Source organism: Neisseria sp. HMSC070F02 (genome assembly GCF_001814225.1).
Classification (GTDB): domain Bacteria; phylum Pseudomonadota; class Gammaproteobacteria; order Burkholderiales; family Neisseriaceae; genus Neisseria; species Neisseria meningitidis.
The window spans coordinates 1,137-11,762 of the sequence record NZ_KV815479.1; the positions used below are offsets into that span (position 1 = coordinate 1,137).

The 10,626-nt window shown below is 55.7% G+C and carries 11 protein-coding genes; 5 read left to right on the plus strand and 6 right to left on the minus strand.

The annotated features are described in order from the left end of the window. Positions 1-239, minus strand: a 239-nt coding sequence (locus HMPREF2959_RS13035) for a hypothetical protein (RefSeq protein ID WP_210398735.1), incomplete at its 3' end; no start/stop codon positions are given. A gap of 514 nt (positions 240-753) precedes the next feature. Beyond that, the gene (gene ftsY, locus HMPREF2959_RS08570) at positions 754-2,019 is read right to left on the minus strand and encodes a signal recognition particle-docking protein FtsY (RefSeq protein ID WP_002215249.1); all 1,266 of its coding nucleotides are present in this window, start codon (positions 2,017-2,019) and stop codon (positions 754-756) included. Positions 2,020-2,163: 144 nt separating this feature from the next. Here ftsY and msrAB point away from each other — a divergent pair, with 144 nt between their 5' ends. Further along, positions 2,164-3,732, plus strand: a complete 1,569-nt coding sequence (gene msrAB / locus HMPREF2959_RS08575) for a bifunctional peptide-methionine (S)-S-oxide reductase MsrA/peptide-methionine (R)-S-oxide reductase MsrB (RefSeq protein WP_070696682.1) — start codon at positions 2,164-2,166, stop codon at positions 3,730-3,732. Between the two features lie 101 nt (positions 3,733-3,833). Here msrAB and HMPREF2959_RS08580 read toward each other — a convergent pair whose 3' ends face one another. The 3 genes from HMPREF2959_RS08580 to HMPREF2959_RS08590 all read right to left on the minus strand — a co-directional run bounded on the left by HMPREF2959_RS08580 (position 3,834) and on the right by HMPREF2959_RS08590 (position 6,288). Then, complete coding sequence (locus tag HMPREF2959_RS08580) at positions 3,834-4,319, minus strand: CinA family protein (RefSeq protein WP_002215245.1); 486 nt, start codon at positions 4,317-4,319, stop codon at positions 3,834-3,836. 25 nt (positions 4,320-4,344) lie between these two features. After that, positions 4,345-5,193, minus strand: coding sequence for a mechanosensitive ion channel family protein (locus tag HMPREF2959_RS08585; RefSeq protein WP_002240926.1), 849 nt, complete (start codon positions 5,191-5,193; stop codon positions 4,345-4,347). 93 nt (positions 5,194-5,286) lie between these two features. Further along, complete coding sequence (locus tag HMPREF2959_RS08590; RefSeq protein ID WP_002240925.1) at positions 5,287-6,288, minus strand: thiamine ABC transporter substrate-binding protein; 1,002 nt, start codon at positions 6,286-6,288, stop codon at positions 5,287-5,289. Positions 6,289-6,346: 58 nt separating this feature from the next. Between HMPREF2959_RS08590 and HMPREF2959_RS08595 the strand changes: the two genes are divergently transcribed. The 4 genes from HMPREF2959_RS08595 to HMPREF2959_RS08610 all read left to right on the plus strand — a co-directional run bounded on the left by HMPREF2959_RS08595 (position 6,347) and on the right by HMPREF2959_RS08610 (position 9,154). Continuing rightward, positions 6,347-7,060 (plus strand): pyrimidine 5'-nucleotidase, encoded by a 714-nt coding sequence (locus HMPREF2959_RS08595; RefSeq protein WP_002240924.1) that lies wholly within the window; start codon positions 6,347-6,349, stop codon positions 7,058-7,060. Continuing rightward, entirely contained in the window at positions 7,053-7,325 is a 273-nt protein-coding gene (locus HMPREF2959_RS08600) for a hypothetical protein (protein ID WP_002233306.1), read from the plus strand. Before HMPREF2959_RS08595 ends, HMPREF2959_RS08600 begins: the two co-directional genes overlap by 8 nt. Before the next feature lie 54 nt (positions 7,326-7,379). Further along, a complete protein-coding gene (gene glmU / locus HMPREF2959_RS08605) occupies positions 7,380-8,750 on the plus strand; it encodes a bifunctional UDP-N-acetylglucosamine diphosphorylase/glucosamine-1-phosphate N-acetyltransferase GlmU (protein WP_002240923.1) in 1,371 nt (456 codons plus the stop codon). A gap of 74 nt (positions 8,751-8,824) precedes the next feature. Next, positions 8,825-9,154 carry a zinc ribbon domain-containing protein YjdM gene (locus tag HMPREF2959_RS08610; protein WP_070696685.1) on the plus strand — a complete coding sequence of 110 codons (330 nt, stop codon included), beginning with the start codon at positions 8,825-8,827 and terminating at the stop codon, positions 9,152-9,154. Between the two features lie 71 nt (positions 9,155-9,225). Here the strand turns inward: HMPREF2959_RS08610 and efeB are convergent, their stop codons facing one another. Beyond that, complete coding sequence (gene efeB, locus HMPREF2959_RS08615) at positions 9,226-10,491, minus strand: iron uptake transporter deferrochelatase/peroxidase subunit (RefSeq protein ID WP_002218468.1); 1,266 nt, start codon at positions 10,489-10,491, stop codon at positions 9,226-9,228. Positions 10,492-10,626 lie beyond the last annotated feature (135 nt).

Below are 10,626 nucleotides of genomic sequence, written 5' to 3' on the forward strand. Positions count from 1 at the left end.
CCCCCCCCCCCGCCGGTATGGGAAAACATCAATATGGCGGTATAAAGCGCGGTATGGCGGAAAACCTGCCTTTTTAAAGTTTTATTCATCGTATTTCCTTTTCGGTTGAACCCCCGCCGCTCGGACATCCGTCCTTCGGGACGGTGGAATCGGACTTTATCCGGGAGGGATGCAGCCCCTTCCGAATCAGGGCGGCACATAGGGCGGTGCTTGATGTGCCGCCCTGCGTGTTGGAACATATGTTTCGCAGGGTGTTTCGTGGGTTTCGCAGGGCGGGCTGTAGGGCGGGCTTTAGCCCACTCTATGGCGCACCTTGCGAATCTGCCTTATAAAAATACCCGAACCGTCATTCCCGCGCAGGCGGGAATCTAGGATGCGGAATCTAGAGAAACCGTTTATCCGATAAGTTTCCGTTCCGACAGGTCTGGATTCCCGCCTGCGCGGGAATGACGAACGGGAACGGCGCACGGGCATTGCCGGAATCTTTTGTGTTTCCATTATCATACTCTTTTTAATGCGCTATTCCAAGAATATGATGCCCTCCGGCGGCATCCCACCCTACGGCTTGCTATAAAAATACCTAAACCGTCATTCCCGCAAACCTACATTCCGTCATTCCCACGAAAGTGGGAATCTAGAACGTAAAATCTGAAGAAACCGTTTTATCCGATAAGTTTCCGCGCCGACAGACCTGGATTCCCGCCTGCGCGGGAATGACGGCATCGGTCTGCTGTTTTCGGACGGCATTTCGGCTCAATCCAGCAGTGCGTCCACAAACGCGCGCGCGTCAAACGGGCGCAAATCGTCTATGCCTTCGCCCACGCCGATGTAGCGGACGGGGACGGGGCGGTCGGAGGCAAGCGCGGCGAGGATGCCGCCTTTTGCCGTGCCGTCGAGTTTGGTCACGATTAAACCGGTCAGCCCTAATGCGTCGTCAAAGGCTTTGACTTGGTTGACGGCGTTTTGCCCGATGTTGGCATCAAGCACGACGATGATTTCGTGCGGCGCGTCGGGCATGGCTTTTTGCAGCACGCGTTTCACTTTTTTGATTTCTTCCATCAAGTGAAGCTGCGTGGGCAGGCGGCCGGCGGTGTCGGCCAGCACAATGTCGATGCCGCGCGCTTTGGCGGCTTGGACGGCATCGAAGCACACGGCGGCGGAATCGCCCGTGGTTTGCGAAATCACGGTTACGTTGTTGCGTTCGCCCCAAGCTTGAAGCTGCTCACGCGCGGCGGCGCGGAAAGTATCGCCGGCGGCAAGCAGCACAGATTTGCCCTGCGCTTGGAAATATTTGGCGAGTTTGCCGATGGATGTGGTTTTGCCCGCGCCGTTGATGCCAGCAAGCATGATGACAAACGGCTCTTTGGTTTCGGGCAAAACCAGCGGTTTCTCTAGAGGCTTAATCAGGTCGTACAAGGCTTCTTTCAGCGCGCCGCGCAATTCGTTGCCGTCTTTCAGCCCTTTGAGGCTGACGCGGTCGCGCACGTCTTTCATCAGGTATTCGGTGGCTTCCATGCCCATATCGCTGGTAATCAGCACGGTTTCCAGCTCTTCGTACAAATCTTCGTCGATTTGTCCGCCGCCGAACACGCCCGCCAGCGATTTCGCCATTTTGTCGCGCGATTTGGTCAAACCTTGTTTCAAACGCGCCGCCCAACCGAGCTTGTGTTCTTCAGTTGTTGCAACGGCTTCTTGAACTTGCCCGACAGCCTCGCCGACGGTTTCGGCAATGGCTTCTTTTGCCGCTTCGACTTGTTCCGCTGCTTTTTCCGCCGCTTCCTCTGCTTCAGACAGCATCTCGGCAACGGCTTCCTTTACTTGTTCAACCGCACCGCTGACGGTTTCAACAGCCGATTCGACCTGCCCTTTGACGCTTTCCGTTAAAGATTCGACTTCTTCTTTAATATTTTCAACTATTTGAGTAACTTCGGATTCTGCTTTTGCTGCAGTTTCCTGAACTTGAGCCTCCTCGGGAGCCGGCGTTTCCTGTTTTTTCTTGCGACGGAAGAAGCTGAACATTGAATTTTCCTTTTAATTTTAGAAACTTGAAACAGGGCGTATTGTAGCGTATTTTACGCGGCAAGGTTGTCTGAAAATCCGAGCTGTAAGGTTTCGGCATCTCAAACGTCTAATCATGCAAACCGTCCACACAGGAAACTCAAAATGAAACACCGTACTTTCTTTTCCCTTTGCGCCAAGTTCGGCTGCCTGCTTGCGCTGGGTGCTTGTTCGCCCAAAATCGTCGATGCCGGAGCCGCGACCGTGCCGCACACTTTATCCACTTTGAAAACTGCGGACAACCGCCCCGCCAGTGTTTACTTGAAAAAAGACAAACCGACGCTGATTAAATTTTGGGCGAGCTGGTGTCCTTTGTGTCTGTCCGAATTGGGACAGACCGAAAAATGGGCGCAAGATGCAAAATTCAGCTCCGCCAACCTGATTACCGTCGCGTCTCCGGGCTTTTTGCACGAGAAAAAAGACGGCGACTTCCAAAAATGGTATGCCGGTTTGAATTATCCCAAGCTGCCCGTCGTAACCGACAACGGCGGCACGATCGCCCAAAGCCTGAATATCAGCGTTTACCCTTCGTGGGCGTTAATCGGTAAAGACGGCGACGTGCAGCGCATCGTCAAAGGCAGCATCAACGAAGCGCAGGCGTTGGCGTTAATCCGCGACCCGAATGCCGATTTGGGCAGCTTGAAACATTCGTTCTACAAACCCGACACTCAGAAAAAGGATTCAAAAATCATGAACACGCGCACCATCTACCTCGCCGGCGGCTGCTTCTGGGGCTTGGAAGCCTATTTCCAACGCATCGACGGCGTGGTTGACGCGGTATCCGGCTACGCCAACGGCAACACGAAAAATCCGAGCTATGAAGACGTGTCCTACCGCCATACGGGCCACGCCGAAACCGTCAAAGTGACCTACGATGCCGACAAACTCAGCCTAGACGACATCCTGCAATATTTCTTCCGCGTCGTTGATCCGACCAGCCTCAACAAACAGGGCAACGACACCGGTACGCAATACCGCAGCGGCGTGTACTACACCGACCCCGCCGAAAAAGCCGTCATCGCCGCCGCCCTCAAACGCGAGCAGCAAAAATACCAACTGCCCCTCGTTGTTGAAAACGAGCCGCTGAAAAACTTCTACGATGCCGAGGAATACCATCAGGACTACCTGATTAAAAACCCCAACGGCTACTGCCACATCGACATCCGCAAAGCCGACGAACCGCTGCCGGGCAAAACCAAAGCCGCCGTACAAGGCAAAGGTTTCGACGCGGCAACGTATAAAAAACCCAGTGATGCCGAACTCAAACGCACCCTGACCGAAGAGCAATACCAAGTTACCCAACACAGCGCGACCGAATACGCCTTCAGCCACGAATACGACCACTTATTCAAACCCGGCATTTATGTGGACGTTGTCAGCGGCGAACCTTTGTTCAGCTCCGCCGACAAATATGATTCCGGCTGCGGCTGGCCGAGCTTCACGCGCCCGATTGATGCAAAATCCGTTACCGAACACGATGATTTCAGCTTCAATATGCGCCGCACCGAAGTGCGCAGCCACGCCGCCGATTCGCATTTGGGACACGTCTTCCCCGACGGCCCGCGCGACAAAGGCGGACTGCGCTACTGCATCAACGGCGCGAGCTTGAAATTCATCCCGCTGGAACAAATGGACGCGGCAGGCTACGGCGCGTTGAAGAGTAAAGTGAAATAAGCCGCACCGCCGCCTAACCCGACAAAATACCGTCTGAAACCTGCAACGTTTCAGACGGTATTTTTTATCCGGCGGGGATTTTGTCCAGACGGAGATTTTGTTTAGACGGCATCGCCGCCGTTTTCAATCAGCCCCGCCAACCGTTCCAATGCGAAGGCGACCGCCTGTGCGCGGACGGATTCGCGGTTGCCGTCAAAACGGCGCATTGCTTCGCAACTTCCGCCCGGAAAGGCAAACCCGAACCAAACCGTGCCGACGGGTTTGCTTTCGCTGCCGCCGCCCGGACCGGCGATGCCGGAAATACCGACGGCGTAATCCGCCTGCGCCACAGCTTTCGCGCCCCGCGCCATCTCATAGACGGTTTGGCGGCTGACCGCGCCGTGTTCGAGCAGGGTTTCGGGCAACACGCCCAAGCGGTCTTCTTTGGCTTTGTTGCTGTATGTTACAAAACTCTGGTCGAACCATTGCGAACTGCCTGCAACGCTTGTGAATGCGGCGGCAAGCATTCCGCCCGTACAGGATTCGGCACAGCTTACGGTTTGACGTTTTTTCGTCAGGTTTCGGGCGATGGTGTGCAGCGCGTCCATTTCCCACTCCCCTTTCAGACGGCGTTTAAGAATTGATGATGTGTATGTCGCGTTGCGGGAACGGGATGTTGATATTGACTTTGCGGAGGTTTTCGACCACTTGTTCGTTCAAGTCGCATTGCAGCGTCCAGCGGTCTGCTTCGTTTGCCCAAGCCCATAATGTGATTTCGATGGCATTGTCGCCCAAGGCGGTGATGTAGGCGGCGGCCTGCCGCTCTTCGTTTTGAACGCTCAAGGGGTGTTCGACGGCGGCTTTCAACACCGCCTCTTTCGCCACTTTCAAATCGCAGTCGTAATCGACGCCGACTATCACTTGGGCGCGGCACAGCGGCAGGGTGGAACGGTTGACGATGCTGTTGCCCATCACCACGCTGTTGGGCAGCACGACTTCTTCGTTGTCGGTCGTCCGCAAAGAAGTCTGCACCATTTTAATCTCTCGGACATATCCTTCAAAACCGCCGACGCGGATAAAATCGCCGACTTTGAACGGGCGAAACAGGATAATCAGCGCACCGGCGGCAAAATTGGACAGCTGGTCTTTCAAGGACAACGCCACCGCCAAACCCGCGCCGCCGATTAAGGCGGTTACGGATGTTGTGGAAACGCCCAATCTGCCCAATGCGGCAATAATCACCAAAATCAATAAGCCGATATTGGCAACATTACACAAAAAACTAATCAGCGTGGCATCGACCTGCGCGCGCGTCATCGCCGCCCTCATCACGGCGACAATGCGTTTCGCCGCCCATTTTCCGACCAAAAAAATAAGCAGCGCGGCGGCAAGGTTCAGCCCGAACGCCCACGCCTTTTCAGCCAGATGCTCCCAACCGGAAACACTGATCAGGTGTAAAAAATCAAATTGTTTGAAGTCCATTGTTTTCCTCTTAATCGAACATCCGCCCCGTGCGGCGTAATCGGCACAGGTGTAAAAATGCCGTATGAAGCCCTGCGGGGCGGTATGTTTGTTTTATTTCAAAACCGTCCTGATCCAACGGGAAACCCATCCGCGCTGGTTCGCATCAATATCGCGCTGCGCGGGGGCGGTGGTGTGCGTCGGGGCTTGGGCGAAGCGGAACACGTCGGGCAGGCGCGTGTTTTTGACGGCGGGGTAAACCCACATTTCGGACGGAACCGCCTGCTGCACTTCCCGACTTTGCAGCCATTGCACCAGTTTTGCCGCCAGCTTCGGCTGTTTCGCGCCCTTCAAGACCGCCGCGCCTTCGACCTGGCGGAATACGCCGCCTTTTAAAAACAGGTTGCCCGTCGGCGGCTCGCTGTATTTGCCTTTGGAAAAATACACTTCCGCCGCCGGGCTGGCGGCATAACCGACCACCAGCGGATACGCGCCGCCGTTGTGCGAAAAGTCGGTGTAATACGCCTCGCTCCAGCCTTTGGCGACCTTCACGCCGTTCTGCCGCATCTGTGCCCACCATTTGAACGCGCCTTCTTCGCCCAGACCGCTGATGTTCGCCATCAGGAAGCCCAGCCCCGGGGACGACGTGGCGGGGGACGGCACGACCAATAGGTTTTTATATTCGGGGCGGGTCAAATCCTGCAGGGTTTGCGGCAGAGGAAGCTTTTTGCCTTCAAACCATTTTTTGTCGTAATTGATGGACACATAGCCGTAATCGACCGCCAAAGCCGAAGGCAGCCCGACCGCGACGGGGGCGGATTCGGGTTGCGCCGCCGCCAAAATGCCCATTTCCCGCGCCTTGCCGATATTGGCGTTGTCCAAACCGTACACCGCGTCGGCAATCGGGTTGGCGCGGCTCAAAATCAGTTTGTTGAGCATTTCGTTCGCGCCGCCCGCCTGGATAATCGACACCTTCGCATCGTTTGCCCGCTCGAAATGCGCAATCAGCCCTTTGGGCAGGCTGAACGACTTATGCACCGCCAGCCTGACTTCCGTCTGCGCCTGCAGGTATGCCGAAACCGCCAGCAGCGGCAGCAGCCAAATTTTCCGTTTCATTCCGAGTCCTCCTCTATTCGCTGTAAAATAACATTCTAACAAATTTTCACGGTTCAACATGCAAGAAAACCCGACCGTGTGGCTGTTCGACCTCGACAACACGCTGCACAATGCCGATGCCGGCATCTTCACACTCATCAACCGCGCCATGACACGCTATATGGCACGCCGCCTCAAACTCTCCGAATCCGCCGCGTCCGACCTGCGTCAAGACTATTGGCACCGCTACGGCGCAACGCTCGCCGGACTGCAAATCCACCATCCCGAAATCGACATCGCCGAATTTTTGCGCGAAAGCCATCCGATTGACGAGGTTTTGACCCGTCTGCACGGTATGCCGAAAACACAAAACACCCTGAGCCGCCTAAAAGGGCGCAAGGCGGTTTTTTCCAACGGCCCGTCGTTTTACGTCCGCGCCATTGTCGGCGCACTCGGTTTGGAAAACCGTTTCGACGCACTGTTCGGCACAGATGATTTCGGACTGCTGTACAAACCCAATCCGCAAGCGTATCTCAATGTCTGCCGCCTTTTGGACGTACCGCCCGAATGCTGCATTATGGTGGACGACAGCGCGGACAACCTGCATCAGGCAAAAGCATTGGGCATGAAAACCGTCCGGTTCGGCGCAAAAGTGCACGACCTGCCCTTTATCGATGCTTCCGTAAGCGATATGGCGCAACTGGCACAGTATGCAGAAACTTTGTCAGAACACCGCCAAAATCATTACAATACCCGCACAACTCCCGAAAATACGAAAGAATGTTATGCGTAAAACTTTCCTTATCCTGATGACTGCCGCCGCCCTTTTGTCGGGCTGCGCGTGGGAAACTTATCAAGACGGCAACGGCAAGACCGCCGTCCGTCAAAAATATCCCGCCGGCACGCCCGTTTATTACCAAGACGGCAGCTACTCGAAAAATATGAACTACAACCAATACCGCCCCGAACGCCATGCCGTGCTGCCCGACCAAACCGACGGTTCCGAACAAGGCGTACGCGGACAGAACTGGCAAAAGCCCAAATTTCAAAACCGATAAACCCACCCTATGCCGTCTGAAGCCGCTTCAGACGGCATCGCACAGGAAACCGTCATGCCGCAAAACACTTTAAACATCGTTATCCTCGCCGCCGGCAAAGGCACGCGCATGTATTCCAAAATGCCCAAAGTGCTGCACCGCATCGGCGGCAAGCCCATGCTCGGGCGCGTTATCGACACCGCCGCCGCGCTGAATCCGCAAAACATCTGCGTCGTCATCGGGCACGGCAAAGACCAAGTTTTAAACGCTGTCAAACGCGATGTCGTTTGGGTTGAACAAACCGAACAGCTCGGTACCGGCCACGCCGTCAAAACCGCCCTGCCCCACCTTGCCGCCGAAGGCCGCACGCTGGTGTTGTACGGCGACGTTCCCCTGATTGACGTTGAAACCCTCGAAACCCTGCTCGAAGCCGCAGGCAACGAAGTCGGGCTGTTGACCGACGTGCCCGCCGACCCGACAGGCTTGGGGCGCATCATCCGCGACGGCAACGGCAGCGTAACCGCCATTGTCGAAGAAAAAGATGCCGATGCCGCCCAAAAGGCCGTGAAAGAAATCAATACCGGCATTTTGGTTCTGCCTAACGCCAAACTCGAAGCTTGGTTGAACAGCCTTTCCAGCAACAATGCCCAAGGCGAATACTATCTGACCGACCTCATCGCCAAAGCCGTTGCCGACGGCATCAAAGTCCATCCCGTCCGAGTGCGCACCTCCTACCTCGCCGCCGGCGTGAACAACAAACGCCAACTCGCCGAACTCGAACGCATCTTCCAAACTGAACAGGCGCAAGAATTGCTCAAAGCAGGCGTTACCCTGCGCGATCCGGCGCGTTTCGATTCACGAGGTCGTCTGAAACACGGACAAGATGTCGTAATTGATGTGAACTGTATCTTTGAAGGCGAAATCGAGCTCGGCGACAACGTCGAAATCGGCGCAAACTGCGTCATCAAAAACGCCAAAATCGGCGCAAACAGCAAAATCGCCCCCTTCTCCCACCTCGAAAGCTGCGAAGTCGGCGAAAACAACCGAATCGGCCCATACGCCCGCCTGCGTCCGCAAGCCAAACTGGCTGACGATGTCCACGTCGGCAACTTCGTCGAAATCAAAAACGCCGCCATCGGCAAAGGCACCAAAGCCAACCACCTCACCTACATTGGTGATGCCGAAGTCGGCAGCAAAACCAACTTCGGCGCAGGTACGATTATTGCCAACTACGACGGCGTGAACAAACACAAAACCGTCATCGGCGACGAAGTGCGCATCGGTTCAAACTGCGTACTGGTTGCCCCTGTAACACTGGGCAACAAAGTAACCACAGGCGCAGGCAGCACGATTACCCGCAATATCGAAGACAACAAACTCGCCCTCGCCCGCGCCCGCCAAACCGTCATCGAAGGCTGGGTGCGTCCCGAAAAAGACAAGCAATAAAGCCATGCCGTCTGAAGCCGGTTTCAGGTTTCAGACGGTACCCCAAAACAAACATCCGATAAGGACTGCAAACCATGTCATTACCCCCATGCCCACAATGCGCCTCCGAATACACTTATGAAGACGGCAGACAATACATCTGCCCCGAATGCGCCCACGAATGGAATGAAACCGAATCCGCCGCCGACCTTGCGGCTCAAGTGCGCGATGCCAACGGCGCGGCACTGCAAAACGGCGATACCGTCATCCTCATCAAAGACCTCAAGGTAAAAGGCAGCTCGATGGTGATCAAACAAGGTACAAAAGTCAAAGGCATACGCCTGCAGGAAGGCGATCACAACATCGGCTGCAAAATCGACGGCAGCGCGATGAATTTAAAATCCGAATTCGTCAAAAAAGCCTGACCGCCCAAAAACAAGAAACGCCGTCCGAACCCGTTTGGCAAGGTTCGGACGGCGTTTTTTATATGGCGGATTTATACGCCCAGCAGCCCTTGCCCCAAAAAGCCGCCTTTTTCCACGCCGGGCAAGACGAAGAAATAGCCGCCGCCGAAGGGGCTGATGTATTCTTCCAGCGGTTCGCCGTTGAGGAGGTTTTGCACGAAGATGAATCCGTCGGCAAGGTTTGCCTGATAGCAGACGAACACCAGCCCGACATCAAGCTGTCCGCTTGAGGCGAGTCCGCGCGAATAGCTGTAGGCGCGGCGGAAGAGGCGGTGTTTTTTGAGGAATTCGGGATCGCGCGGATTCGCCAGGCGTATATGGCTGTCTTTGGGCGTGATATCACCCTCGGGGTCTTTGGCAAAATCCGGTTGGTCGGCTTCTTTTTTGCCGTCCATCGGCGCACCGCTGTATTTGCGCCGCCCGAAAATGTCGGTTTGCTCTTGAAGCGGCGTCCTGTCCCAAAACTCGACAAAGTGGCGGATAAGGCGGACTGCCTGATAGCTGCCGTTTTTCGCCCACTCCGGTTCGTCGAGGCTGTTGGCGGCCACCCCCGTCCACAAAACCTCGTCGGCAGTTTTGGGGTCGGAAACTTTGGGGTTGCCCGTGCCGTCCCTGAAGCCCAACAGGTTGCGCGCCGCCATCGCGCCGGGTTCGGATTTGGGCTGCCACCCGTCGATACTCCAACGGATAACGGCGGTTTGGACGGTGTGTTTGATGATGTCGCGCAGGGCGGCTTGGCAGGTTTCGGGGGTGAAGGCACAGATTTGCAGGCTCAAATCGCCGTCGCACCAGCTTTTTTGCAGCTTATCGTTGGAGAAGTCGCGCATTTCCTGCAAATGAATCGGTTTTTTGTCTTTGAGTCCGAACCGACCGTCAAACAGGCTGCTGCCCACCCCTACGGTAACGGTCAACCCGTCGGGGTTGAAGGCTTTGCCCAAAATGCCGCTGCCGGCTGGCGGAAGTTTGTCGTCGCCGTCTTGGTATTCGCCGCCTTGGGTGAGAAACTCGATGCGGGCGGTCAGCGTGCGGAACAGGTTTTCCAGCTGCTTGGCACTTTGCGCGGTTACGTCGAAGGCGCACATAATCGAAAACGCCTGCTGCGGCGTAACGATGCCTGCCTGATGTTCGCCGTAGCAGGGATAGGCTTGGGGCGAGTGTTGGCTTTCGGCGGTGCGTTCGGCGGTTTCGCCCTGTTTTTTGCCGCCGAGATAACCTCCGATTGCGCCGACTGCTCCGGCTGCGATCGCGGTTTTAAAAAGAGTGCGCCTGGTCGGTTGTGCGGGTTGGTTTTTGCTCATGGTGTTTCCTTCAATATCCGTGCAGCAGGATGGGTATCCCTGCACGCCGTTTTTCCATTAACCGATAGCGGCAGGTTGAAATCCCGCCCTGCAATATATGGCGGATATAGTGGATTAACAAAAATCAGGACAAGG